The sequence below is a fragment of the Bacillus sp. BP-3 genome, from assembly GCF_028401955.1.
In the GTDB taxonomy this organism is placed as follows: Bacteria; Bacillota; Bacilli; order Bacillales; family Bacillaceae_G; genus Bacillus_A.
Genome location: NZ_JAQOTJ010000004.1, coordinates 77284 through 103209 on the forward strand (window position 1 = coordinate 77284; position 25926 = coordinate 103209).

A 25926-nucleotide genomic window follows, 5' to 3' on the forward strand; every position below is an offset into this window, starting at 1 on the left:
ACAACCTTAATATTATGTTATTATTATATAGTAATGTTTTTATCTACTTTTGTATTTGTAATGTCATAACAAATGTTTGATTAGAAAGCCGTTATCTTTTCAAACAGCAACAAAAAGCCCTAATGCCCTATTAAATCGAGTATCAGGGCTTTTTGTTAGTTATCTAAACTAACTTACATATGACTCATCGAAATACATCCAACCTTCAACGTATTGACCAGTGATATAAATCCAATTAGCATAACGATAATGAACGTCATAAGCAGAGCATTTTGTAATTATATTGATAACAACTTCACCTATACTTTCTCCTTTTTCTAAGGTTAATGTCAATACCATTTACCCAAACTACACCCGTAGATTTACCATCTTTGTTGATTTTACAAACATCGGCACGTAACCAATTGTTTTTCTCGATTTTGTACCAAAGGTGAGATCCGTCATAGTGACAATCTCGGTAAACATGACCCGAACCCCTATGCATTTGAAGTATAACTTTTGTATTAGTAGATGGACCCTTACGAACATCTGCAACTTTCAGCCGTTAGTAATACTTCCAAGATTATTATTTTGCCAATCATTAGATAAACAACATCCTGATTTCCTTCTGCAAACAACAATTTTAATAAAATTCAAATTGTGTAAAACCTAAGCTCCCCTTATTTACTTATATTTGGGTACATTTACCAATATTATTCCTCAAAAATTTATGTTAAATTTACTTAGTCAAGTACGCCATTACTTGACAGATTACCCTAAGAAGTCCCGTATACCCCGGGGCTTCTTTTTTTGACTTAATCTACAAAATATTATATTCCCTTCATAGTGCATTACAATTAAAAAGTGTTTTATCCACAAAAAAAGCCCCCGATACCAGTAGTATCAAGGCCTCTTACTCTTAATAAAGAGTCATATATTGATCGCGTTCCCATTGGTGAACTTGCGTACGGAACAGACTCTAAGCCATAAATATAAATCAATATACATATAAAGTATTGATTTATCACCGCTCCGAAAATTAGATACCTCAAAACGAGTCGAAATACACTAAGAGAAACCGGGCATCTTCGAGCAATTACCGGGCTTTTTTTCAAATAAAAATAAAAGAGCACGGTGTGTATATATCGTGCGCCAACACTTTATATACCGTCCGCCTATTCACGATAGGCAAACACCTGCTGTACTCTTACGCACTATTTTACAGTACGTAGAGGCTCCTAGCAACGGTTTGCTTACATTCTGTGTTGATTTTTGATTTATACAAAGGGGCCAATATAATGAAGAAACGCATCGATATTATAGCAAGTGAAGAATCCTTCCACAATCTTTCTACATTCAAAGAAATCGAAGAACTAAACAATACTATTCGTGCATATAGAGACATTATCCGTATGTCTGTTAAACGTTCCGATGTACAATCTAGACTCATTACATTACTTGAAATTTTAAAACGCCACAGCTGCAAGTATGTAGGTGTTAGTTTCCTATGCAAGAATTCGATTGCAGACAAGTTAGACGTATCTTATAAAACTGTACAACGTTTAATGAAGAAACTCGTTGACCTAGGCATTATCAAGCAAACCGAAATGAAACGTAAATCTGATATGCTGCAAACAGCAAACGATATTGTAATTCAACCTATTGTAGAAGAAGTGTCCGACCATTAAAACAAAACCTGCTTCCTTAAAACAAAATATAAAAGATATAAACATACATAATAGTAATGAGGATAGCAATACTCCTGAAGAGAATATTAAATAAGCTGATTTTGTGCCTCATTGGGTACCAGAACGTTTTGTTTCTTTAACTAATTCTTTTATCATGAATCAAAAACAATACAAGAACTGTAGAAGGTTGTAAGATAGTGTAATAGAGTTGTTAACTATACAACAGGTGCTACAGCATTTAGCAAAGACCAGGAGCTTGCAATCAGCTTACAAGCTATTAAAGAGTTTGTTATGAAAGTGAAAGCTAGGGTAAAGATGAAGAATGGTATGTTCGCATATTTCAACGGTATTGTAAATAATTTAATGGACAAGTTCTATTTTGATAAAGAATTTATGAGAGCATAAAAACCAAAATGCTAAACATTTAGAATTCAAAAAGTAAGAGGGAAATTCATATTATTTATTTAATTTACATCATGGTACAATATGCAAATTAATTACAATACTTTCTAAAAGGAGAATGCATAATGAAAGCAACGAAACTCGTATCATTAGCAATACCTATTCTATTATTAGTAGGTTGTGGGGTAGGTGATAAAGATTCTATCCCTAAGACTGAGGAAACTAGTAAAGCAATTTCGAAAACAGTAATATCTGAAAAACAGTATCCATATTATATTTGTGAGCAATTGGTAGAGTTTCAATTCAAGAAGGATGAAATATTGTTAAAACTAGGAGAAGCATCAAAAGATACTAAGAAATATAAAGATGTATTTAAAACAGCAAACGATATAGATGAAGCCTTAGACCGTATGGAGAACATAATAGTACCTGATAAATACAAAGACATTCATAAACTCGTACAAGAAGGGATAACAGATGCAAGAAAAGGAACAAAGTTAATAAAAGACGCTGATAAAGACGATGGACTGAAGATTCAAGAGGCTGTATTAAAAAGTTCTCCACATATGTCAGGTGTAGATGGAGAACAGTGGAGAGAAGCAATTTATAAGTTAAATCAGGAAACCAAAGATGCCTACGCCAAAGCACTTGATAAGAAAATGGAAAAACATACAAAATAATAGAGTAACTTGTAATTATACATACAATCATTCAACTAATAAGGGGTAATAGAAATATGAAAGCAATGAAACTAATAAGTTTAGCACTTCCAATCATGTTATTAGGGGGGATGGAGCAGACAAAGCAGACAGCGAAGAAAAGAAAGCAAACGTGAAAGTAGAACAAAAGTCAGATGATAAATCAGTGAAAGTAAAAGCCGATAAAGACGTAAAAGAAACGAAATCAGTAAAAGCAGACGATAAACAAGCAGAAGAGTATGTATCTACTATCCTACATTTCATGCAGGAGTCTGGTAAACCTAAGGATACTTCAGAGGAACGTTCAGCGTTACTAAAAGAAAACTGTAAAAAGTTAAAAGAATTAACTCCTCCTTCTAGCTTTGTAGAAGAACACAAACAGTTAGTTAATGAAATAGACATTTTAGAAGACTCATTTACCCACACGACACCTTTTGATTTGTTATCTTTATTGATACTCGCTGTATCATCACGCATCCAATTTTCTGTGTTTACTCGATACCAGAAATGAGCACCATCATAAGATCACTCATAATACGTATGCCCTTGTCCTTTTGTGGCTTGACGCATGATAGATGCATTTACATTAGGTTCTTTACGAGTATTAGCTACATCAACAGTTATCCCACAAGGTAATCCAATTAACCAAAGTAACCCTTCAGGAATTGTAAACTCAATATATATCATCTACACCACCTATGTAATTTGTGCATAATAAAAAGAAGAGCACCTGTTTCCCCAGGCACTCTTCTTTGGACAAGGGTGAAAATTTGGATTACGAGATTCCTTTTAACGAAAGTTAAGAGGTACAAGTAGTATATGCTCGTCCTTCTCAAAATGTGAAAAAGCACCCTTATTGAATGCTTTAATTTATTCAATAAGGCAATAATCTAAAAACTTGTATCCTGTTTATCTACTTCTTTCGCTTTAAGAAACTGAATCATAATGATTAAACAAATAAGTGTACCTACACCATAACCAACAAAGAAGCTTAACCATGTCATTTATACCATCTTTTCTCTATAACTATGTAATTTTCACATAATAAAAAGAAGAGCACCTGTTTCCGCAAGCGCTCTTCCTTGGGCAAGACGGGATTACGAGATTCCTTTTAACAAAAGTTAAACGGTGTACAAGCAGTATATGCTCGTCCTTTGCAAAATGTGAAAAAAGCACCCGTATTAGATGCTTTGATATAACCCTTTAAAGTTTGGATTTTATTAAAAAAATATATAAAAAAGCATAGGAATTAGCATCCTTTTCCTGATACACATCCCAATGCGCGTTATGATAATTATAGAAAGTTCAAAGGAGGTAGTAACGATTTCTAGTAGGGAAGTAATTAAAAAGTTAAAAAAGGAGGGATGGTTTCTAACGAACATTAAAGGCAACCACCATCAGTTCAAACATCCTTCCAAGGTTGACAAAGTGACTGTGAAACATCCGTGCAAGAATATTCCAAAAGGTACACTTCGCTCAATCTATAAGCAAGTGGGTTGGTTATAAACCACCCCTCACTTCCCTAGTATAATTAAAAATCGTTACAAAAACAAATTATGAAAAAAAGATTATTATGTTTATCCCGCTGTTTAGAAAAAGCATCAGATGGATACGGCATTTACTTCCCAGACCTTCCTGGCTGTGTTTCTCATGCAAATACACAAGAAGATGCTTTACAACAAGGAAGAGAAGCTTTAGGTCTTCACTTATCTGAAATGGAAAAGAAAAATGACCCTATTTCCGAACCAACACTAATTAATAAATTAGAACTAGAACAAGACGAATATTCTATTTTAATTGATGTTTGGATGCCACCACTTAGAAAGAAAGATAGTACATTACTTAAAGGTTACCTACCAAAAGGTAAACTTATAATGCATTAACAAAGTTTATTATCTTTCTAATTTCAGCGTGCTTACGTTTTATATAATATGGACTATAATCCAAATCTAATGCTATTTGTTCTAATGTCATTCCCTCAATATATTTCATTTGAATGATTTTATTATCTAATCCTTTGAATTTACTAATCATTTCTTTTAAATCATACATATCATTTATTTTATGTGCTAATTCGTATTCAATTACTTCAATACGATCTTCTAATTTCGCACTTTCCCATTCGGCGGTTAAATGTACATTTTGTAAATCTCTCCATACCCAACGCTTTAACTCTTTCTTACTTCGCTCCAATTTATTTTCTAGGTAAATAATTTTATCTTCTAATTCTCGATAATCCTTTAACCAATCTAGCATTGTATGGTCCACCTCACTTATTTCAAAATACCAGCTTCCACAACTTGCTGAGCATATCTCAATTGTTGACCTATATATTCATCATTTTCATTACTACCACTTGCAAGCCAATCTCCTACACGTTGATTGATATCTTGCAGAACTGGTAAAGGTAATTGTGATGCAATTTCATTTATTTGTTGCAAATATGTCATTCTTTCAACCTCACTTTTCACTCAAAAACCACAACCTCGTTAAATTTGTTTTTTCCGTTTTAAGACAGTTTGCCATCCACAAGACCAAAAATTGCATTGAGAAAGAAAAATAACGCCAACTTACTATGTTTCTGACAGTTATTTCAGTGTCGAATACTGTCGATAAACAATTACAATAGCATTGACTAATTCTTTGACTCACATTATGTATAACTTTTCAAAATATGCATATGCTACAGTTAGGCTATTCCATGTACTTGTAACTGGCCTACCTTTCCCTCTCCAAGGGTGAGCAGTTAGCTTTTGCTGACTGCCTTTTTTCGTATAATATTTCACCATCTGCACATACTACAAATTGGTAGTAAAACTCCTTTCATTTTGATGAGATGTAAACGTTCTAAGTCCCTCATGAGCAAGTAGTTAGCGAACGCTAGCTACTCTTTTTTAATTCTTCGTCTCTTTTCATTCGCTTTAAACTGATTAATACATCATCTAATGTTCCTTTATTCCCCTTTTCTACAAAATGAATTTTTTATCATAAAACAAACGTTGAATGTTTATATCACTTTTAGACATCCTAAAAATAGGAGGTGATATATATGAATAACTCTAAAAAAGAAAAACATAATGTAACAAATAATAATGTGCTTGGTCTCGATTTAGATGAACAGGCTATGAACGGACTATATGGAATGCCTGAAACTGATATTGAGGACAAAGATCATCATAAAAAAAATAATTCACAAAATGTCTAATACATATCAGATATCACATAAAGGCTACCCCTTAAGTCCATTCTCTAATGGTGGGCGGTTAGCTTTTTTCGTATAATATTTCACCATCCCCACATACTACAGATAAGCTGTTTTAGCAGCCTAGTCCAGTTTTCTTTCTCTTAACCCTTTTTAGAAAGCAGTTAGCTTTTGCTAGCTGCTCCTTTTTTAATTTGGACGACTTTTTTTAGTTTTCACGTACATTTAAATAAGAAAAACATAAATTACATTATGCTTTCACTAAATGCATTTCTTTTCACACCTTATTTTTTCATGCACATTCCTTAAAAAAGGGCACTTATAAATGAACTGCACCCCAATTGTTAGACGGTGTCTAACAATTGGGGTGCAGTTTTTTTATGACGAAATACTCTTTAGAAACCAAGTTATCGACTGTTACCACTTATCTTAATAGCGTAGAATCCTTTAAAGATATAGCTCAAAAGCATTGTGTAGATATGACGATGTTAAAAAATGGGTAGCTAAGTTTAAAAGACATGGATTGGCAGGTCTTCAAAAGACACATACAAATTATTCTGTTGAGTTTAAAATGGACGTACTTAAATTTATAAACGAGATGAGATCGTCCATCGCAGAAGCCACCGCAATATTTAATATTCCTACTTCTAGCAATGTGTGGAAGTGGAAACATTTATTTGAAACACAAGGGATTGACGCTCTTCAACAAAAGGAGAAGGGGCGTCCCCCTATGAAAAAGTAAAAGCAATTAACCCACCGGACGAGTTTGTTGAAGAGCAAAAACAACTAGTCAAAGTAATAGAGACTTATCAAGAATCGTATAAAATGCAGTTAGAGTCAGTAGATGAGAAAAATCAAGAAAAGATGCAACAGTCTTTAGACATGATATCTGAAGCAGGCAAACACTTAAAAGAGGTAACAACGAAGATAGGGGATAAAAAGAAAGAATTAAACGTCAAATAATCACATAAAGGGGTATATGAATATGAAAGCAAAGAAACTGGTTACATTAGCATTACCAATCATGTTATTAGGGGGATGCGGAACAGACAAAGCAGAAGAAAAGAAAACTGATAGTATAAAAGTGTCAGAGGAAAGCAGTAAAGAAGTATCAAAGACTGATAGTTTAAAAGTAGCAGTAGATTATAAAACTTCTATACTTGACTTAAGTAAAGCGTTAGAAAGCAAATTATCTGCAGAAGAATTAAAAGGGTTACTTATGAATGCTAAAGTTTAATACATAGTAAAAAAGCCGACTCAATTAAGAGCCGGCGTTTATTTTATCTAATCCAATGTACATATGACTCATCAAAATACATCCAACCTTCAACGCCTTCACCTGTTACATAAATCCAATTTTCATAACGATAATGAACGTCATAAGCGGAACGCTTTGTAATTTTATTAATTACTGGGTCTCCTGTGGATGCACCTTTTCTAAGGTTAACATCAGTAGCATTAACCCACACGACACCTTTACTTTTTCCGTCCTTATTGGTTTTACAAACATCATCTCTCATCCAATTATCAAGATTTACTTTACACCAAAAATGAGCACCATCATAAAGCCATTCATAGTAAGTATGCCCTTGACCTTTAATAGCTTGACGCATAATATCTGAATTCACATCAGGTTCTCTTCTGATATTCGCAACGTCTGCCGTTGTTGTAAGGTATCCTAAAACTTCTTGTTGCGGAGGAGCAAGTTGAGAATCATATCCTATAAACCATTCTAGTGACTTATCGCCAATAGGTTTATTAACATCACAGTTGCCGATACCTTCTACATATCCATCTGTTGCGTTGTCAGCATATCGCCATAAGTCACATGCAATATTACAACTTGAAGATGGCGTTAGCATGAAATATTTACAAGAACGTCTTGGTCATGGTAGTATGCAAATTACATCTGATGTTTATTCACACATTAGTAAAAAGCTAGATAAGGAAGCAATGAATAAATTCGAGGAATATATGAGAAATGTCCTTGAATAATTTTTTTAAAATAAAACCGGGCAATTATCGGGCAGTTTATTTAATAAACAACCGCTCAATAAAATTGCCCGAAAGAAAAAAGCCCCGATACCAGTAGTATCAAGGCCTCCCACTCTTAGTAAAGAGTCATATATTGATCGCGTTCCCATTGGTGAACTTGCGTACGGAACATATCCCACTCAATTTCTTTCGCTTCGATAAAGTGCTCAAGTAAGTGTTCTCCTAATGCACCGCAAACGATTTCGTTCGATTTTAATTCATTTAGTGCTTGTGCTAATGTAGCTGGTAAATCAATAATGCCTGCTTTTTCACGTTCTTCTGGAGTCATTACATAAATATTGCGATCTACTGCAGGTGGTACCGCAAGTTTATTTTTAATTCCATCAAGACCTGCTGCTAGTAATACAGCCATTGCTAAATATGGGTTTGCAGCTGGATCAACGCTACGTACTTCTACACGTGTACTTACACCGCGAGATGCAGGGATACGGATTAATGGGCTACGGTTTTGCGCAGACCATGCTACGTAACAAGGCGCTTCATATCCAGGTACTAAACGTTTATAAGAGTTTACAGTTGGGTTTGTTACAGCTGTAAAGCTTGGTGCATGTTTTAAAATACCTGCGATGAAATAACGAGCATCATCACTTAATTGTAAATCACCATTTTGATCATAGAATACATTCTCACCATTTTTGAATAGTGATAAGTTACAGTGCATACCAGAACCGTTTACACCAAATAACGGTTTTGGCATAAATGTTGCGTGTAAACCGTGTTTACGCGCGATTGTTTTTACAACAAGTTTAAACGTTTGGATGTCATCACACGCTTTAATTGCACTTGCATATTTGAAGTCAATTTCATGTTGTCCTGGTGCAACTTCATGGTGAGATGCTTCAATTTCAAAACCCATTTCTTCAAGTTCAAGAACGATATCACGACGGCAGTTTTCTCCTAAATCCATTGGAGCAAGGTCGAAATATCCGCCATTATCATTTAATTCTAATGTTGGATTTCCTTTTTCATCTACTTTAAATAAGAAAAACTCCGGCTCTGGCCCAAGATTGAAATCAGTGAAGCCTAGTTCTTCCATTTCTTTTAACATACGTTTTAAGTTGTTACGTGGATCACCATCAAACGGCGTACCGTCTGCATTGTAAATATCACAAATTAATCTCGCTACTTTTCCTTTTTCAGCAGTCCATGGGAAGACTACCCATGTATCTAGGTCTGGATATAAGTACATGTCAGATTCTTCGATGCGCACAAATCCTTCAATAGAAGATCCGTCAAACATCATTTTGTTATCTAGAGCTTTTGTTAACTGACTAACTGGAATTTCTACGTTTTTAATACTTCCTAAAAGATCCGTAAATTGTAAACGGATATACTTTACATTCTCTTCTTTCGCTAAACGGAAAATATCTTCTTTTGTGTACTTTGCCATTTTCAATTCCTCCTTAGTCCCTCTAAACATTTTCAAAATTATCAATCATTAATGAAAAAATCTTGAAATATCACCTTGTCGTAAAGATGTTCGATTAAATCTACCTGTATGTTGCAGCTCATCTCGAAGAATTTTACGAAGCTCAGTTTTCGAAATTTCCTTTACTTCTTCTCTTACTTGTATCACTTCTGATTGATTTTCCTTCATTAATAGTACTTGCTTAATACCAGCCATGTTTAAACCTTGATCTAACAAGTCTTTAATCTCTAACAATTTATCTACGTCGTTAAATGAAAATAATCTACGATTTCCTTTTGTACGGGTTGGGGAAATCAATTTATGTTCTTCATAGTAACGAATTTGACGCGCAGATAACTGTGTTAAATCCATAACTATACTTATCGGAAACAGCGGAGCAGAACGTCGATCCTGTTGTGTCACTTCAGTTCCTCCTTCGCCTTAACTTGATTCTCATTTTATATCATGTTATGTTTCGTGTCAACATATGTTAGCTTTTCTAACATGATTTTTTATTATTTTTTTCACTTCTATTAAAATGTCTCAATTCCTTACTTATATACAAAAAAGCTGCCAAAATTGGCAGCTTTCGTTTATGAAATTACTAATAGATTTTTTTCAATTAGCATATCAATAGCAGAACAAATCGCAATCTTCACATGCGAATACGTTAAACCACCTTGCACATAAGCAACATAAGGCGGACGAATTGGACCATCTGCTGATAATTCAATACTCGCACCTTGAATAAATGTACCCGCAGCCATAATTACATCATCTTCATACCCCGGCATATAATTCGGATACGGTGTAAAATGCGAATTAATAGGTGATGCATATTGAATCGCTTGGCAAAATGCAATCATACGTTCTTTATCATCAAATTGAACCGATTGTATTAAATCTGTTCGCGGCGCATCCCAAGTTGGTGATGTATTCATACCAAGCTTCTCTAAAAAAGCTGCTGTAAAAATCGCACCTTTTAATGCTTGACCAGCAACATGAGGCGCTAAGAAAAAACCTTGATACATCTCTTGTAAACTATATAAAGATGCACCAGCTTCCGCTCCGATACCTGGAGACGTTAAACGATATGCGCACGCTTCTACATATTGCTCTTTCCCAACGATGTAACCTCCCGTTTTCACGATACCGCCACCCGGGTTTTTAATTAGTGAACCAGCCATTAAATCTGCACCAACATGACAAGGTTCTAGCTCTTCGATAAATTCTCCGTAGCAGTTATCTACAAACACAACAACATCCGGTTTAATTTCTTTTACAAATGCAATCATTTCTTTAATTTCAGCAATTGTAAATGATGGGCGAGTTGCATAGCCCTTTGAACGTTGAATTCCAATCATTTTTGTATTTTCATGGATTGCCGCTTGTACTGCAGCAAAATCAACACGCCCCTCTTCCGTTAAAGCAACTGCCTGATAACCAATATTATACTCTTTAAATGAGCCAACACCTTTTCCGCGAACACCAACAATTTCTTCTAACGTGTCATATGGCTTCCCAGTTATATATAACAATTCATCACCAGGGCGTAAAATCCCAAATAACGCTGTAGAGATTGCGTGAGTTCCAGAAATAATTTGTGGACGTACAAGGCCTGCTTCCGCTCCAAATACATCAGCATACACTTTCTCTAACGTATCACGGCCGATATCATCATAGCCATATCCTGTTGTTGGAATAAAATGCGCGTCACTAATTTTATGATTACGAAAACTTTCTAGCACACGAAATTGATTACTTTCAATTACTTCCTCAATATGTTTATGTATATCTGCAATTTGCATTTCTACTTCTTTTACAATTGGGGCAATCTTTTCCCCATTCTTCAATCGATTAAACATCTTCTTTCTCTTCTCCTTTTCTCGTTGAATATTTATATATTTGGCCGTTTAGCGGAGAATGAGCAAAAATATACCCTGTACATTCGAATGCTTGCTCCTCTTCTTGAAACGTCATAGCTGTTAATACTGTTTCCGTTTTTAAAAGTGTCAACAATCTGCCTTCGTGCGCCGGAATTATTAATTCATACGAATCCATCCGTCTCATCATTTCTATTTCTACAACTTCTTTTAATTTTTCTAAATCTACCGAATTAAACGCACTCGTCATAATAAAATCATTCTTCGGAAACGGAATAAAGTTGGGATGTAACTTATCTTTTTTATTGTACACAGTAATAATCGGAATGTGATCAAGTTCAAGATCTTGCAATAATTTTCCCACAGTCTCTTCATGCCCTATATAATTCGGATCAGCCGAATCAATCACATGCAAAATAACATCTGCTTCATTTACTTCTTCTAACGTAGAACGAAACGCTGCAACTAAAGACGTCGGTAAATCTTGAATGAATCCAACTGTATCTGTTAATAACACCGTATAGCCACACGGCAATTGCATTTTACGCGTTGTCGGGTCAAGTGTTGCAAACAATAAATCTTCTTCAAACGTATCAGCAGCTGTTAATCTGTTAAATAGCGTAGATTTCCCCGCATTTGTGTATCCAACTAAAGAAACCTGAAAAACTTGATTTTCTTTACGCCGCTCACGATATCTCTTACGGTGCTCTACCACACCAGAAAGTTGTCTTTTTATTTCATCGATACGAGAGCGAATATGACGGCGATCCGTTTCTAATTTCGTTTCTCCCGGACCTCTTGTTCCAATCCCACCACCAAGACGAGATAACGCTTGTCCCTGTCCTACAAGACGAGGCAATGCATATTGAAGCTGAGCGAGTTCCACTTGCAATTTACCCTCTCTGGACTTCGCGCGCTGAGCAAAAATATCTAGTATAAGCTGTGTACGATCAATAACTCTTGCATCTAACTGTGCCGATAAATTTCGAATTTGACTTGGTGTTAATTCATTATTAAAAATGATAACATCTGGCTCTAATTCTTCTGCAAGTAGAGAAAGTTCTTCTAATTTCCCTTTTCCAATATACGTCGCTGAATGAAACTTAGTACGTTTTTGGACCGCCATAACTAACACTTCTGCTTGTGCTGTTTTTGCTAATGATGCTAATTCTTCCATCGAATGTTCAAAACGTTCTTCATCATCTTCAGGTAATTGACAGCCAACTAGTATCACTTTTTCTTTTTTTTCTAACAAATATCCTCACTCATCCTTTTCGAAAATTAAACCTTCTAATATAATAGCAGAGTAAGAACATTTCATCTAGTTAGTGAGGGAGAATTTCATGGCATGGGATTTATTTAGCATCATTGGTACAATTGCATTCGCATTAAGCGGAGCAATCATCGCGATGGAAGAGGAATACGATATTTTCGGGGTTTATATTTTAGGGATGGCAACCGCGTTTGGGGGAGGCGCACTGCGAAATTTATTAATCGGCTATCCAATTGTTGCGTTTTGGAAACAAGATATGTTATTTCAAATTGCACTATTATCAATAACTATTATCTTTTTATTTCCGAACAAACTTATTAAACATTGGAAGCGTTGGGAAAATATTACCGATGCAATTGGTTTATCCGCATTTGCAATTCAAGGTGCACTATATGCACAAAAACTAAATTTACCAATTAGCGCAACAATTGTAGCATCCGTCTTAACAGGAATCGGCGGCGGTATTATCCGTGATTTATTAGCCCGTCGAAAGCCACTTGTACTACGGGCAGAAGTTTACGCACTTTGGACAATTTTAGCTGGATTTTTAATTGGGGCTAACATTATTGTGAGCGACTGGGCATTGTATGTATTATTCGTTCTTATCGTATGTTTCCGTATGATTTCTCTCTATTACAAATGGCACCTACCACATCGTAGTGTAGAAAAGATCGAACATTTCACTGAGAGATAACAAATGAACCCTTTACTTTTTTTGTAAAGGGTTTTTCTATTTTCCCCTATCCCAATCAAAAAAACCTTCCACTTAATCCTCCTTATCATCATTAGAAACGAAAAATACCACTCATGAAAGTATTATTTTATTGCATGTTTTTTGTACATATCCGCACATACTATTTCTTAAAGAGAGGTGAAACAAATGACAAAGCATGTAAATAAAGGCGCACAAAAAAGTTCCGTAGATCAATTTGGACATGATCTAAATTCTTCATACGAAAAAAGCAAAAAAATGGAACGTTATCACAAAGCATATCAACAAAAAGCAAAAGAAGAACAGGAGTGAGATAATATGGCAAAAGGAAACAACAAACGTAATCGCGGACAAAGTAGTAGCGTTAATCCTCAAGGACTCGCTTCAGATGTAGCAGATCAAAGTCCAAAAAGCCAATTAGAACAGCGTGCAAAAACAAAAAATACGAAATAAAACACGAAGCGTAACGCTTCGTGTTTTTATAATAAATAATTTATGAACCGTGCACTTCTTCTTCAAGGGTTAAATCACTACTAGAGATGGTTATTAAATCATATTTATCGTACGCTTCTTCCTGAAGTAGCCTCATCGCTTGTGTACGAATGGACTTTTCCACAATATTACGAACGTAACGCCCATTGCTAAAAGAAGTAATATGCGATGAATATTTTACGGCATTTAAATGATCACGAAGATTCCACTCCGCCTCTTTTGATAATTGGTACTCTCTTTCTTCGTACATTCGCTTTCCTATTTCTAATAGTTGATTGACTGTGTAATCTGAAAACTCAATAATGAAAGGAAAGCGAGATTGTAACCCCGGGTTGAGTGAAAGAAAATGGTTCATCTCACGTGAGTACCCTGCTAAAATGAGTACAAAAGCATGCTGTTTATCTTCCATATGTTTTACGAGCGTATCAATTGCTTCTTTTCCAAAATCTTTTTCCCCCCCACGCGCAAGCGAATACGCCTCATCAATAAACAAAATCCCCCCCATTGCTTTTCGAATGAGATCACGCGTTTTTTGTGCCGTATGCCCTATATATTCACCAACTAAATCTGCCCGTTCCGCTTCTACTAAATGTCCTTTCGATAACACATTCATTTCAAATAATAATTTCCCAATCATTCTAGCAACAGTTGTTTTTCCCGTCCCCGGATTTCCTTTAAATAACATATGAAGGACTTGTTTTTCTGATTTCAACCCCATTTCTTGCCGTTTTTTATTTACATAAATCCATGCATAAATTTCTTTTATAATTTTTTTGATTTCCTGCATTCCCACAAGCTTGCTCATTTCTTCTTCAATTCGCTGTAACATTTCATGTTTTGTAACAGTTTCATCTGAAAGATTTTGCTTTTGTTCTGGAGAAGAAACAGAAATTTTCTTTCGGTGATTTAGCACAATGTTAATTTGGTTATTATTCTTCTTTCGCATCGACTGTTCCATTCAATCACCTCATTTTTTATCATCTCACTGACGAATATTGTCAACATTTGCGCTTTCCCAAGAAATAAACATTTTCTGAAAATTTTTGTTATAATGTAAGAAAACTAGGGAGGTGGGACTATGTCAACAAAAGAACTTACTGATACAGTACAGGCTTTCTCCGCTTATTTATTAATCAAGGGACGAAAACCTTCGACCATTAAACGATATGTCTACGACATCGAAGATTTTGTTCATTGGTTACAAAAGAACAAAAAAATTTCTTCTAATAATATATGGGAGACTCTTTGTCCAAAAGACTATGAAGATTATTTTTCAGACTTAAAAATAAAACGTCATTACTCTGAAAAAACAATGCACCGTGTGTTTATTGTATTAAATCGACTGTATCATTTTTTAAACTTACCTAGTCCACTAAAAGATATGGAACTTGTTATACAACCAGATCGTACATTGCGAGATGAAGATTTCATTTCGTCACAAGAAGAACAGAGTTTGAAATATATATTAACTTCTTTAGAGGGGCTGTCAGATAAACAACGCCCTGTACGTCCATTACTTATGGATCGAAACGTATGTATTATAATGCTGCTGCTCGATTACGGTTTATCATTACAAGAACTCATCTCCTTGCATATGCATCACGTTCATTTTGAAAACAATACATTATCTATTCCCGCTGTATCTGGAATAGAACGAGTTATTACATTGACAGAGGAAGATAAAAAAAAGCTATATCATTACTATAAAAACATCCCCGAGCCAGTACGCCCAAAATACCATAGCACAGATCCACTATTTGTAGCCTTTGATTTTAACCGAAATACATTCCGTTGGGTGTATGAAAATGACGCTCCAAAGGGATTAACAGAAATTTCAGTCCAAAAAATGATTCGACTTGAAGTAGCGCGTGCAGGGTTACGTAAAGGTATCTCTGGTCAGCATTTACGCAATACATTTATATTACGCCTCATCCAAAAACATGTTCCGGAACAAGAAATTATAAAACGAATTGGTTTTAAATCAAAAATTTCATTAAAGAGATATTATAACTATGCAAAGCAAAAAGAAAACGCCTCGTAATAGGCGTTTTTATTATTTTTTATAGCAATAACCCGTCTCCTTATTCCTTTTTATACATTACTTGCATCTACTAAGATAGAGTTTTTCACCCTGACAATTAGGAAGGAGATTTTCCATGCCTTATTTTATTGATAATGAGAAAAATTTTTCAGTTCCTTATTTCCCAATACACCCCCACCGAATTCCAGCCGTTTATTACGCTCACGCTTCTGAGCCATACGTCAACCGTTTTCAAAAAACACTTAGCGACTTAACCCGTATGATTCCATCAATATTTTCAAACCCATCACAACATAACATAAAGAAACTTATAAACATATTAGACGCAATAAAAGGAAACCTAAAACATTTAAACATAGCACCAACACAGCAGAAAAGCGGCATTAGCATTACTAGTAGTTTAATTACTATTTTGAATAGCCAACCATTTTTAACGAATTCAGTATATGTTGAATTGCAAAATTTACTCAACTTTTCGCTGTCTATCACAAAATCATTTAAGATGAACCGTTATGTATCCAAAAATATCCTTGAGCAAACAAAAAAATTACAAATAAATTTACTACAAACTATGCCAATCGGAATGAATGATCAGCTTCAAGATGAGCAAGAGTATAAAGACGAATACCATACACAAGAGGAATTTGAGTTTCTAGATGAGCATTGCCCACAAAATGAACTGGAACTTTTAGATGCGCATTGCCCGCAAAATGAACTGGAACTTTTAGATGCGCATTGCCCGCAAAATGAACTGGAACTTTTAGATGCGCACTGCCCACAAAATGAACTGGAACTTTTAGATGCGCATTGCCCACAAAATGAACTGGAACTTTTAGATGAACACTGCTCACAAAATGAACTGGAACTTTTAGATGAACACTGCTCACAAAATGAACTGGAACTTTTAGATGAACAGGAACATCAAGAAAAGCAACTTCAAGAGAATAAGGAAGAGCTAATCTCCCTACATTTACCTGTGTAATAATATCCACACCTTCACAAGCCGTAAAGTTGACTAAAAATGTTCACCCTAACATCTTTTCCAACATAAGTTTCCAGTAAATAAATTACATTTCTAGTTATTGAAAGGGATATATTTTTTGACTTTCAACATCATTTTATAAATCATCCTTGCTATTTTCGCACTTTCATTCCTTAGACACATAACAAAACATCTAAATTCTCTATCTCCTAACTAGATTTCGATGTATTTTTTAGAAATAAAAAAAGAGCGAATCATTCGCTCTTTTTACTATGTACAATTCTTTTACTATTCTAATTCGATTGAAACGTTCTTTTGTGGAACAAATGTAGAAATCGCATGTTTATAAATAAGCTGTTGCTTACCTTCTGTTTCCAACAATACAGTAAAATTATCGAATCCTTTAATTAAACCACGAAGTTGGAAGCCATTTAATAAGTACAGCGTGACAAACGTATTCTCTTTACGGAGTTGGTTTAAAAATTGATCTTGAATATTGATTGATTGCTTCATGTCGAATCCTCCTCTTTTTCTCTATTACTTATTATTCGCCTTAAGTTTTAGCTTTCCTTCTGTATACTGTAAAATTTCTTGATTTTTTTCACCACTTGTAACGTCAAACCACTCAACATCCATTTTATTACGGAACCAAGTTAATTGTCGTTTTGCGTAGCGGCGGGAATTCATTTTCAAAGCGGTTATCGCTTCTTCTAATGAGATTTTTCCATCAAAGTATTCATATAGCTCTTTATAACCAATCGCTTGAATGGATTGACAAACTCGAATTCCTTCTTCGTACAGGTGCTTAACTTCCGCTAATAAACCTTGCTCCATCATAATGTCTACACGTAAATTAATGCGACTATATAATAAATCTCGATCCATTGTTAAGCCAATTAAAGCAACGTCATATAACAATTCATTTTCTTGTTGCTCTAATTGATCACTCATCTTCTGCCCTGTTGTATGAAAAATTTCTAAAGCACGAATGACACGCCTCACATTATTTGGATGAATGCGCTTTGCACTTATCGGATCAACTTCTTCTAGCTTTCCATGTATAAACTCTACACCATGTTCCTCTGCTAATTGTTCTAACTGTTTACGGTACGCATGATCTCCTGGTTCATCAGAAAACTGGTAATCATATAACACAGACTGTATATATAAACCTGTTCCACCAACAATTATAGGTAATTTACCACGCTTTGCAATATCTGCTATATGACCGCGTACAAGCTCTTGAAACTCAGCAACGGAAAATGCATCTTCTGGATTTTTTATATCAATCATATAATGCGGAATTCCGTCCATCTCTTCTTCTGTAACTTTCGCCGTACCTATATTCATACTACGATAGATTTGCATGGAATCGCCGCTTATAATCTCTCCATTTAACGCTTTTGCCAATTCAATGCTAAGCTTCGTTTTTCCAACTGCAGTTGGTCCAATAATAACAACAACTTTATCCTGCTTTTCTTCTCCCATATACTCCAACTCTCTTTATGTATAGTTATACATCTGATTATTATATCCAATCTTACCAATTTTAATAGTTAAAATGCAAGTAATCTTATTACAGTAATTGAAATTATATATTTTTGTTAAAAATACAATCTATTTTGCATGTTTTGTTCACTCACTTCATATACATGATAAAAACCAAAATGGAGATGATATGATGAGAATTGGACAAGCTACTTTTGATTTTCGCTCGTTGTCAGAAGAGTTAATTTTAGCAACCGCAACAAAAGAAAAGAACTGCTCTCAGGAAGAGTTATACTTTGCGCTAAATTGTATTCTGCGTTCATTCCATACGTTACTTACAAATGAAGAAACAAATATAAAAACTAACGAATATACACAATCACAGTTTTGCGCTGCATATAACATCTTAACAGGACAAACGATATATCCATTCTAAATAATCTCCTCACTATATCTAATTGTTTAATGGGCTTGTCCATGAATGTTTCAAAGTGGCTTTTAGGTTCATCACGTTCCCTTTTGCCACTTCATATACATAATTTATATTATAATATACTTCTCTTCACTAATTCTCGTCTCATCATCATTTTTTCATTTCATAATAATGAACTATTAGTTATATCTAAATATTACCCTAGCGTTTGCCCTTGCAAGTAAACAGTGACCTCTCCAGTTCCTTTCCCCTTTACAACAACTTTTGCATATTTAAGAAAACGAACTGGAGAAATTGTTTCCATTTGAAGAGGCTCAATCTTAAATGGAATCGTATCTGTGAAGTAATGAACAGAGTCCGGGCTAATTTGTACATACGTTTCAATAGCATCATTTGTATTATTAATAACCGCAAAAGAATAACCATTTAACTCTGAAACATCAAATATTACAAAGTCCCCATCTTCTTGATGAATGTGTAAAATAACTTCTCGATTGAAAAACATTTTTCTCATTATTTGCCCATCAACAGCTAAAGGTGAAAAGCAATTCATGGAGCCCAAGTGCTTATATTTTTCATACAGCTTACTCTTCCTTCCATATTTATCCTCTTTTAATTTCCCTTCTTCTTCACTTTTTACACGATATTCCTTTGTTAATATAAATCCTTCATCGTCCACTCTTAACGGTCTTACTTCGTCATTCTCTGTTATTCCATATAAAAATAAGATTTGTTCTTCTACTCCTTCATCTCGCATCCCATTTCTTTGGCTCTCTGCACTTTCTTCTCGTAATGCTATCTGTTTTGTCATCGTTCCAGATTGTAATGGAGGAGGTAAAATAGGTTTATTTTTCTTTTGAGCTGTAAACGGTGAAAAAATCTTCTTTTTCCCTTTCTCTCCATTACTCTTATTCGATGATTCCTTTTTACCTGCCACCTATATCACCTTCTTTATCCATTTTTCGAAAAACCGCTATTTAATATGGATTACAGAAATATTTTTAGCAAACGGCACCAGTAATACATGCAACGATTTTCGATACGTTCTCTCAATGATAAGGAGCACAAGACAGAATAATCATAAATTAATCACTCTTCTACTTGCTGAGTACCCAAATCCTCATAATTTTTTCCAATTATTTTATAGCCAAAGAACCGCTAATCATCAATGTACTATAACAATGAAATCCCTCCCGATTTATCCTTTTAAATATTCAAATTTTTTACATCACATACGTTTATAACAGTGAAGACAATTTTTCAATTCCAGCTAAAATCTCTTGATAAGCGGGAGTAATCCATATATATATATAAATATGCACCGCAGCCTACAAATAACATGTATATGTAAAATTTTTATAAACTTTTAGATTCATTCAACAGTATCCAAAAGTTTATTCCGCATTAACAGACAGTAAGGCCCCCACTGATGGAAGTTCCACTTTATCAAAAATCCTATGTTACCTAACGCAAACATATCTAAGTAATATTAATGTTTCCAAACAGAAACGAAGAAAAGAGAGATATCATCAAATCTTAAACTCTGTATACCCGTATATTACACTTACTGCTACTGTAGGAGCTAGTTCTCTCACCACTTCTGCAAATATTATGTGACAGGAATATAAACAAATAAAAAAACACCTCTCTAAAGAAGAAGTGTTTTTGTTTTTTTATAACGATGCTTGATAAATCTTTACAACGTCTTGTTTATTTAATTTTTTAAACTGTCCGAACTCACCATATGCCATGGTTTTTTCTGCCATAACATCAATTTGTTCTTCATCAATTTTATAATCCGCTAAACGAGACGGCGCCCCAATAGATGTCCAAAATTGACGCAATGCTTCAATTCCTTCTAACGCTATGTCAACATCAGTTTTATCTTCAGTTTGAACATGAAATACTCGAATCGCAAATTGTTTAAAACGATCAACATTTTCATGTAAAACATGTTTCATCCAGTTCGGGAATAAAATCGCTAAACCACCGCCATGCGGAATATCGTACACCGCTGAAACAGCATGTTCAATGTTATGCGTTGCCCAGTCTCCACGTATGCCCATTGCCAAAATACCATTTAACGCCATTGTACCGCAATATAAAATCGTTTCACGATGCTCATAACTTTCTAAATCGTGTAGCAGCTTCGGAGCTGCCTCAATGACCGTTTGTAAAATAGATTCACAGTAGCGATCCTGCAATGCTGTATTTGTACCTTGATGAAAATATTGCTCGAGTACATGCGACATAATGTCAACAATACCGTAAATTGTTTGGTTTCGTGGTACAGATATCGTATGGTTCGGATCTAAAATAGAAAATTGCGGAAATGTGACTGGACTCCCCCAGCCATACTTTTCATTTGTTTCCCAATTTGTAATAACTGAACCCGCATTCATTTCAGAGCCTGTTGCCGCTAAAGTTAGCACTGTTCCAAAAGGTAATGCTTCTTTTGCAAAAACCTTTTTCGTAACAAGATCCCACGCATTTCCATCATACTTGCTGCCAGCCGCAATAGCTTTTGTGCAGTCTATTACACTTCCACCACCCACAGCTAAAATAAACTCGACATCATTTTCTTTACAAATTTGAATCCCTTTATTTACTGTTGATAAACGAGGATTGGGTTCCACACCACTTAACTCAAAAATTTCTGCATCTATTTCTTTTAACATAGATATCACGTTATCATAAATCTCATTTTGTTTAATACTCCCACCACCATATACGAGTAACACCTTTTTCCCGTATTGAGGTATTTCTAATTTCAATTGTTCTAATTGACCTTTTCCAAAAATAAGCTTTGTTGGATTACGAAACACAAAGTTTTGCATACACTTCATCCTTTCTAGATAAAAGTAACTATACTTTTGTATATCATATATTTAGCTTTTTACAAAAAAATCTGCTTATACAAAAAAGAGTCTCAGCTAAAAACTGAGACTCTTTTAATAATAAGGTGAAATCATTAAGTATACGATAACGCCAGAAAGGCTTACATATAACCAGATTGGCATTGTCCAACGTACAATTTTACGATGGCGAGTCAATTGGTTTGTAAATCCGTACACTAAAGAAAATAATGCAAGCGGCACAATAATAGCTGCAAGGAAAATATGTGTAATTAAAATAAAGAAATATACATATTTAATGATTCCCTCTCCGCCAAAATGCGTTGCTGGCGCTAAATAATGGTACGTCAAATACGAAACACAAAATATTAATGTTGTTGTAAATGCGGCAAGAATAAATCCTCTATGTAGCTTCACATTCTTTTTAATGATTGAGAACAACGCTGCTAGTAAAAACACGAATGTAAAACTATTACAAATCGCATTGACAAGTGGCAAAATTGTTACATCAAAATGTACTTCTCCTTTGTATCCAACCGGTCCAAAAAACAAAAATAAAATAATCGCATTAACGATCACAGAAAGCGTTATTACAACAGGAGCATAGCTCTTCTGTTTCACAGAACGATCAGTCAAATTGTTCACTCCCTCATTCTTCATAAAATATATAGTAGCTTCATTATTTTAACATATTATTCACAGTATAAATGTGACAAATATTTGAAATAATCATGTAAGGTGAAGCTTCCAGCGTTGCTAATCTTTTCACTCACAAATAGCAAAAAGAAACAATCCTTCTTAAGCCTTTGACTTCTTAAGAAGGATTGTATCGTTTCACACTACAAATTTCAAACCACAGCTTCTGTTTTAGTTTTTATTAAAAAGCATGTCGCTATATGCTTGAAAAATCTCAGTTAATTGAAAACCAATCAAAGACATTGCCGTTAATGAAAAGAAACCAATTAATACGAAACGAATCCACATACAAATCTCCTCCTTGTATCATTCATTTAAAATTCAGATGACAAATCGGATGATAGTGGTCGTCTCCCTCTTTTTTCTTTACTACAGCTGTAATATAACGAATAAAGAGCATCATAATTATAGGGAAATATACATGCTTTAAGTTTGGTTTGCTTAGTGATATTTCTCCTTGTCCGTCGGATGGGGACGTTAAAGAAAAATCAGCACTATTCATTTTCCCATATAAAAATAAGAATTGAATACATAATAAAATGCTTACAATTGACATGATATCTTCCCAATCAGTGGTATACAAAAAATTATATATATCTAGCACATATTCCTCCAACGTTACCCCTCCTTTCTTTTTTACTATTTTCCTAATATTCGTATAAAAAGTCAAGAAAAATATTTTATATACACTGTGGCAATAGGTAATACATATAATGGAATCCCTTGATTAACCAATCTTCATATGGACCTATTACTGTCATTTAAATCCACCACATCCAAAAAACTCAAGAATATTTTAGTCCCAGTCACGTTACCTAGAGTTTTTTCCATCCCTATCCAAAATAATTCAAACAACACAACTCATCTCATAAAAATATGGTCAGCGTATTTTATACACTATGACCATATTTTCCTCCTAGATTAAAACCAGACTTGAATAATAAACACTATCCCTATCATTTATGATTGAAATATAAAACGAAGCGCTCGACTTAACACAGTCGGTACTACCGATCCATGATTTTCTCCCTCTGCTTCATGAAACGAGAACCGTAGTTTGCTATGCTGTATATTGTATAACCGATCAGATAATGCATTTATCTCCTGGATCATATGAGCTTTTTCTAATGATCCCACTGTAAGAAAAACACCAATTTCAGAATCTGTTTTATTTAATTCATTTATAAAGTTAAATTCTTTTTCAAGAATGGATTGATTATTCCACCAAATAGAAGGACTGCTTATAAAATATGTTTGAAAGGTATGTATATTTGTAAATAAGACATGTAAAGCAAATAATCCGCCTAACGAATGGCCAAATAACGTTTGTCTCTTTACATCAATTGGAAAATGCTTAAAAAGCTCTGGTTTTAGCTCCTCTTGAATAAACTCTAAAAAGCAATTCGCTCCCCCTGTTACGGGCCACGGTTTACCATCGGGTTTTGGCGGCAAAATAAGAGATGCTGCTGGAGGAGTGAAATCATAAAACCGATATGTTGAAGAAAAACTTTCTTCTATTTGATAGCCAATTCCCACAATGATAGCTGGTACAATTCCTGTTTTTTCAGATCTAACTGCTTGGATGCGCACAGCTTCTTCAAACGTTTGAAAAAAAGCATTCCCATCTAATACATATATAATCGGATAACCTGAAGGTGGTTCAGGCTGTTTCGGCTTTGCTATATAAATTTGATACTGACGATTTTCTCTTTTTGAGTACATGGTCCATTTCTCTGTGTTAGAAATTACGACATTCTGTGTCTCTGGTACAGACTGCATTGTCGCCCTCCTCTTACATGTTTAATTTGTTACATAAACTTTTGCACGTCCTTCTTGTAATGCACTATCATACCCAAAGCACACAGGAGCACCATTATAAGGATCTATCATTACCCTTGCATCAATATGAAACACACGTTTCAATACTTCATTTGTAATGATTTCTAATGGGCTCCCAATCTTAATGATTTCCCCTGCTTTCATCGTAATGATTTCATGTGAAAAACGTGCTGCATGATTAATATCATGTAAAACCATAACAACTGTACATTTATGTTCTTGGTTCAATCGTTCAACAATTTGCAGTACTTCTAGCTGATGAGCCATATCAAGATAAGTTGTTGGTTCATCTAATAGTAAAACTTCTGTTTCTTGTGCTAAAGCCATTGCTAACCATACTTTTTGTCTTTGTCCTCCTGATAAATTTCCAATTTGACGGTTGCGAAAAGGAGTGGTATTTGTAATTTCCATTGCCCATTCAATCATTTCTTTATCTTTAGATGATAATTTATTCACATTATTACGATGCGGATATCGTCCGTAAGAAATAAGCTCTTCTACTTTTAATTCTGATGGAGCAATTGGATTTTGTGGTAATAACGAAAGTTGCTTCGCAATTTGTTTTGTTGAAATTGTATGTAAATTTTGTCCTTGCAAGTACACCTTTCCACTTTTCTGCTTTAAAATTCGCCCCATTGTTTTTAGTAGCGTAGATTTCCCGCATCCATTTGGCCCAATAATCGTCGTCACTCTTCCTTCTTGTATTTCTACATTTAAATCACGAAATACCGTAAGCTTTTCATAGCTCGTTTCTAAATTTTCTGTGCTTAAAACACTCACTCATCTTCACTCCTTTTACGCTTTCGCTTTAAATAACAAATATAGAAAATACGGTACACCAATGATAGAAACGACAATTCCAACCGGTAACTCTATTGGCGCGAAAACAGTCTTTGCAATAAAGTCAGAAACAATAACAAGTAACATACCAATCACACCACATATTGGAATAACTTGATTATGATGAATTCCAACGAGACGTTTTGCAATATGCGGTGCCATCAGCCCAACAAATCCAATACTTCCAGAAACAGAAACGCAAGCACTCACTATCCCAATACCGCTTAATAATAAAATGGATTTCTCTTTTTCGACTGAAATTCCGAGACTTTTTATACTCGCCTCTTCTAGTTGAAACATATCAAGTAAATATGCTTTCCTTTGTATAATAGGCACTAAAATAATTAACCATGGTAACATCGCAATAATATATTTCCAATTTGCATTATATATGCTCCCTGAAACCCAAACTGCTGCCATTTCAAAATCAGTAGCTTTCATTTTCAAAGATAAATATACAGAGAAAGAACTAAGACCGTAACCAATTGCTATTCCTGTTAATAATAGGCGCTGTGAATCTAATCTTCCGCCTTTCCAAGAAAACATATAAATTAAGATTGCAGAACCAAGCCCCCCGGCCAAACCAAATAACGGCAGAAGCATAATAGAAAACCAGTCTGTACTCTTGATTTGTCCTTGAAAGAAAAACATAAAGACAACAATAGCTGCCCCTGCACCCGCATTAATTCCTAAAATACCTGGATCTGCCAATCCGTTTCGCGTAACTCCCTGAATAGCAGCCCCCGCAACGCCAAGACCAAACCCTACTAATGCTGCAATTACTATTCTGGGAAGCCTAAAATCAAATATAACTAAATCATGTTCAGGCACAGAATTTATTCGAAATATCGTCCGAATTATATCCACAACTGTCATATCAAATGTACCATTCGTTAAACTAATATAAATGGCAACTATAACTAAAAACAGGATTACACTAGTGACCATATAACACCGCCA

The 25926-nt window shown here is 34.7% G+C and carries 33 protein-coding genes and 2 pseudogenes; 16 read left to right on the top strand and 19 right to left on the bottom strand.

The features are described 5' to 3' along the window. Window positions 1-168: 168 nt before the first annotated feature. Window positions 169-333 carry a hypothetical protein gene (locus tag PLX19_RS08040; RefSeq protein WP_272188009.1) on the bottom strand — a complete coding sequence of 55 codons (165 nt, stop codon included), beginning with the start codon at window positions 331-333 and terminating at the stop codon, window positions 169-171. Between the two features lie 944 nt (window positions 334-1277). Between PLX19_RS08040 and PLX19_RS08045 the strand changes: the two are divergent. From PLX19_RS08045 to PLX19_RS08055, 3 genes and pseudogenes are all read left to right on the top strand, one after another. Beyond that, a pseudogene (locus PLX19_RS08045) lies at window positions 1278-2072 on the top strand (helix-turn-helix domain-containing protein). 122 nt (window positions 2073-2194) lie between these two features. After that, window positions 2195-2749: a hypothetical protein gene (locus tag PLX19_RS08050; protein ID WP_272188010.1), complete on the top strand. Its 555-nt coding sequence runs from the start codon at window positions 2195-2197 to the stop codon at window positions 2747-2749. A gap of 151 nt (window positions 2750-2900) precedes the next feature. After that, window positions 2901-3278 (top strand): hypothetical protein, encoded by a 378-nt coding sequence (locus PLX19_RS08055; protein ID WP_272188011.1) that lies wholly within the window; start codon window positions 2901-2903, stop codon window positions 3276-3278. Window positions 3279-3292: 14 nt separating this feature from the next. Here PLX19_RS08055 and PLX19_RS08060 read toward each other — a convergent pair whose 3' ends face one another. Then, on the bottom strand, window positions 3293-3454 hold the full coding sequence (locus tag PLX19_RS08060; RefSeq protein ID WP_272188013.1) for a hypothetical protein: 162 nt from the start codon (window positions 3452-3454) through the stop codon (window positions 3293-3295). A gap of 600 nt (window positions 3455-4054) precedes the next feature. Here PLX19_RS08060 and PLX19_RS08065 point away from each other — a divergent pair. Further along, window positions 4055-4273, top strand: coding sequence for a type II toxin-antitoxin system HicA family toxin (locus PLX19_RS08065; RefSeq protein ID WP_272188343.1), 219 nt, complete (start codon window positions 4055-4057; stop codon window positions 4271-4273). A gap of 50 nt (window positions 4274-4323) precedes the next feature. Further along, the gene (locus PLX19_RS08070) at window positions 4324-4650 is read left to right on the top strand and encodes a type II toxin-antitoxin system HicB family antitoxin (RefSeq protein ID WP_272188014.1); all 327 of its coding nucleotides are present in this window, start codon (window positions 4324-4326) and stop codon (window positions 4648-4650) included. Here the strand turns inward: PLX19_RS08070 and PLX19_RS08075 are convergent. Both PLX19_RS08075 and PLX19_RS08080 read right to left on the bottom strand, forming a co-directional pair. Further along, window positions 4637-5023, bottom strand: a complete 387-nt coding sequence (locus PLX19_RS08075) for a DUF1492 domain-containing protein (RefSeq protein WP_272188015.1) — start codon at window positions 5021-5023, stop codon at window positions 4637-4639. The two genes, PLX19_RS08070 and PLX19_RS08075, sit on opposite strands and share 14 nt — an antisense overlap. Window positions 5024-5040: 17 nt before the next feature. Further along, window positions 5041-5217 carry a DUF6877 family protein gene (locus tag PLX19_RS08080; RefSeq protein WP_272188016.1) on the bottom strand — a complete coding sequence of 59 codons (177 nt, stop codon included), beginning with the start codon at window positions 5215-5217 and terminating at the stop codon, window positions 5041-5043. Between the two features lie 599 nt (window positions 5218-5816). Between PLX19_RS08080 and PLX19_RS08085 the strand changes: the two genes are divergently transcribed. The 4 genes from PLX19_RS08085 to PLX19_RS08095 all read left to right on the top strand — a co-directional run bounded on the left by PLX19_RS08085 (window position 5817) and on the right by PLX19_RS08095 (window position 7206). Then, window positions 5817-5972 (top strand): DUF4021 domain-containing protein, encoded by a 156-nt coding sequence (locus PLX19_RS08085; protein WP_272188017.1) that lies wholly within the window; start codon window positions 5817-5819, stop codon window positions 5970-5972. A gap of 568 nt (window positions 5973-6540) precedes the next feature. Then, on the top strand, window positions 6541-6711 hold the full coding sequence (locus PLX19_RS26150; RefSeq protein WP_442869037.1) for a helix-turn-helix domain-containing protein: 171 nt from the start codon (window positions 6541-6543) through the stop codon (window positions 6709-6711). 5 nt (window positions 6712-6716) lie between these two features. Further along, a complete protein-coding gene (locus tag PLX19_RS26155) occupies window positions 6717-6932 on the top strand; it encodes a DUF7018 domain-containing (lipo)protein (protein ID WP_442869038.1) in 216 nt (71 codons plus the stop codon). Window positions 6933-6954: 22 nt separating this feature from the next. Further along, on the top strand, window positions 6955-7206 hold the full coding sequence (locus tag PLX19_RS08095; RefSeq protein WP_272188019.1) for a hypothetical protein: 252 nt from the start codon (window positions 6955-6957) through the stop codon (window positions 7204-7206). Window positions 7207-7249: 43 nt separating this feature from the next. Here the strand turns inward: PLX19_RS08095 and PLX19_RS08100 are convergent, their stop codons facing one another. Beyond that, window positions 7250-7831: an SH3 domain-containing protein gene (locus PLX19_RS08100; protein WP_272188020.1), complete on the bottom strand. Its 582-nt coding sequence runs from the start codon at window positions 7829-7831 to the stop codon at window positions 7250-7252. On the opposite strand from PLX19_RS08100, the pseudogene PLX19_RS08105 reads away from it, so the two are divergent. Then, window positions 7794-7964 (top strand): annotated as a pseudogene (locus tag PLX19_RS08105) (site-specific integrase); the annotation flags it as partial. The gene PLX19_RS08100 and the pseudogene PLX19_RS08105 overlap by 38 nt on opposite strands. 115 nt (window positions 7965-8079) lie before the next feature. Here PLX19_RS08105 and glnA read toward each other — a convergent pair. The 4 genes from glnA to hflX all read right to left on the bottom strand — a co-directional run bounded on the left by glnA (window position 8080) and on the right by hflX (window position 12570). After that, window positions 8080-9414 carry a type I glutamate--ammonia ligase gene (gene glnA / locus PLX19_RS08110; RefSeq protein WP_272188022.1) on the bottom strand — a complete coding sequence of 445 codons (1335 nt, stop codon included), beginning with the start codon at window positions 9412-9414 and terminating at the stop codon, window positions 8080-8082. Between the two features lie 48 nt (window positions 9415-9462). Beyond that, entirely contained in the window at window positions 9463-9804 is a 342-nt protein-coding gene (locus PLX19_RS08115; protein ID WP_272188344.1) for a MerR family transcriptional regulator, read from the bottom strand. A 221-nt stretch (window positions 9805-10025) separates the two neighbouring features. Then, window positions 10026-11297: a methionine gamma-lyase family protein gene (locus PLX19_RS08120; protein WP_272188023.1), complete on the bottom strand. Its 1272-nt coding sequence runs from the start codon at window positions 11295-11297 to the stop codon at window positions 10026-10028. Then, window positions 11290-12570: a GTPase HflX gene (gene hflX, locus PLX19_RS08125; RefSeq protein ID WP_272188025.1), complete on the bottom strand. Its 1281-nt coding sequence runs from the start codon at window positions 12568-12570 to the stop codon at window positions 11290-11292. The genes PLX19_RS08120 and hflX overlap by 8 nt, the downstream gene beginning before the upstream one ends. 88 nt (window positions 12571-12658) lie before the next feature. On the opposite strand from hflX, the gene PLX19_RS08130 reads away from it, so the two are divergent. The 3 genes from PLX19_RS08130 to PLX19_RS08140 all read left to right on the top strand — a co-directional run bounded on the left by PLX19_RS08130 (window position 12659) and on the right by PLX19_RS08140 (window position 13753). Continuing rightward, the gene (locus PLX19_RS08130) at window positions 12659-13282 is read left to right on the top strand and encodes a trimeric intracellular cation channel family protein (protein WP_272188026.1); all 624 of its coding nucleotides are present in this window, start codon (window positions 12659-12661) and stop codon (window positions 13280-13282) included. A 186-nt stretch (window positions 13283-13468) separates the two neighbouring features. After that, window positions 13469-13612 carry a hypothetical protein gene (locus PLX19_RS08135; RefSeq protein WP_272188027.1) on the top strand — a complete coding sequence of 48 codons (144 nt, stop codon included), beginning with the start codon at window positions 13469-13471 and terminating at the stop codon, window positions 13610-13612. Between the two features lie 6 nt (window positions 13613-13618). Next, on the top strand, window positions 13619-13753 hold the full coding sequence (locus tag PLX19_RS08140) for a hypothetical protein (RefSeq protein ID WP_272188028.1): 135 nt from the start codon (window positions 13619-13621) through the stop codon (window positions 13751-13753). A 40-nt stretch (window positions 13754-13793) separates the two neighbouring features. Here PLX19_RS08140 and spoVK read toward each other — a convergent pair whose 3' ends face one another. Further along, the gene (gene spoVK, locus PLX19_RS08145; protein ID WP_272188029.1) at window positions 13794-14750 is read right to left on the bottom strand and encodes a stage V sporulation protein K; all 957 of its coding nucleotides are present in this window, start codon (window positions 14748-14750) and stop codon (window positions 13794-13796) included. 120 nt (window positions 14751-14870) lie between these two features. Between spoVK and PLX19_RS08150 the strand changes: the two genes are divergently transcribed. Both PLX19_RS08150 and PLX19_RS08155 read left to right on the top strand, forming a co-directional pair. Beyond that, entirely contained in the window at window positions 14871-15833 is a 963-nt protein-coding gene (locus PLX19_RS08150; protein WP_272188030.1) for a tyrosine-type recombinase/integrase, read from the top strand. A 115-nt stretch (window positions 15834-15948) separates the two neighbouring features. After that, window positions 15949-16815, top strand: a complete 867-nt coding sequence (locus PLX19_RS08155; RefSeq protein ID WP_272188031.1) for a collagen-like repeat preface domain-containing protein — start codon at window positions 15949-15951, stop codon at window positions 16813-16815. 288 nt (window positions 16816-17103) lie between these two features. Here PLX19_RS08155 and hfq read toward each other — a convergent pair whose 3' ends face one another. Further along, window positions 17104-17328, bottom strand: a complete 225-nt coding sequence (gene hfq / locus PLX19_RS08160) for an RNA chaperone Hfq (RefSeq protein ID WP_000813896.1) — start codon at window positions 17326-17328, stop codon at window positions 17104-17106. Between the two features lie 24 nt (window positions 17329-17352). Next, window positions 17353-18303: a tRNA (adenosine(37)-N6)-dimethylallyltransferase MiaA gene (gene miaA, locus PLX19_RS08165; protein WP_272188032.1), complete on the bottom strand. Its 951-nt coding sequence runs from the start codon at window positions 18301-18303 to the stop codon at window positions 17353-17355. Window positions 18304-18502: 199 nt separating this feature from the next. Here miaA and PLX19_RS08170 point away from each other — a divergent pair, with 199 nt between their 5' ends. After that, window positions 18503-18739: a hypothetical protein gene (locus tag PLX19_RS08170; protein ID WP_272188345.1), complete on the top strand. Its 237-nt coding sequence runs from the start codon at window positions 18503-18505 to the stop codon at window positions 18737-18739. Window positions 18740-18932: 193 nt separating this feature from the next. Here PLX19_RS08170 and PLX19_RS08175 read toward each other — a convergent pair whose 3' ends face one another. The 7 genes from PLX19_RS08175 to PLX19_RS08205 all read right to left on the bottom strand — a co-directional run bounded on the left by PLX19_RS08175 (window position 18933) and on the right by PLX19_RS08205 (window position 25914). Beyond that, window positions 18933-19673 carry a DUF6385 domain-containing protein gene (locus PLX19_RS08175; RefSeq protein ID WP_272188033.1) on the bottom strand — a complete coding sequence of 247 codons (741 nt, stop codon included), beginning with the start codon at window positions 19671-19673 and terminating at the stop codon, window positions 18933-18935. A gap of 736 nt (window positions 19674-20409) precedes the next feature. Next, window positions 20410-21573, bottom strand: coding sequence for an iron-containing alcohol dehydrogenase (locus tag PLX19_RS08180; protein ID WP_272188034.1), 1164 nt, complete (start codon window positions 21571-21573; stop codon window positions 20410-20412). A gap of 114 nt (window positions 21574-21687) precedes the next feature. Then, the gene (locus tag PLX19_RS08185) at window positions 21688-22251 is read right to left on the bottom strand and encodes a DUF420 domain-containing protein (protein WP_429754844.1); all 564 of its coding nucleotides are present in this window, start codon (window positions 22249-22251) and stop codon (window positions 21688-21690) included. 346 nt (window positions 22252-22597) lie between these two features. Continuing rightward, window positions 22598-22903, bottom strand: a complete 306-nt coding sequence (locus tag PLX19_RS08190) for a hypothetical protein (protein ID WP_272188035.1) — start codon at window positions 22901-22903, stop codon at window positions 22598-22600. A gap of 344 nt (window positions 22904-23247) precedes the next feature. After that, the gene (locus PLX19_RS08195; protein ID WP_272188036.1) at window positions 23248-24066 is read right to left on the bottom strand and encodes an alpha/beta hydrolase; all 819 of its coding nucleotides are present in this window, start codon (window positions 24064-24066) and stop codon (window positions 23248-23250) included. 21 nt (window positions 24067-24087) lie between these two features. Then, window positions 24088-24906 (bottom strand): ABC transporter ATP-binding protein, encoded by an 819-nt coding sequence (locus tag PLX19_RS08200; protein WP_272188037.1) that lies wholly within the window; start codon window positions 24904-24906, stop codon window positions 24088-24090. Between the two features lie 15 nt (window positions 24907-24921). After that, a complete protein-coding gene (locus PLX19_RS08205) occupies window positions 24922-25914 on the bottom strand; it encodes a FecCD family ABC transporter permease (RefSeq protein ID WP_272188346.1) in 993 nt (330 codons plus the stop codon). Window positions 25915-25926: the final 12 nt, after the last annotated feature.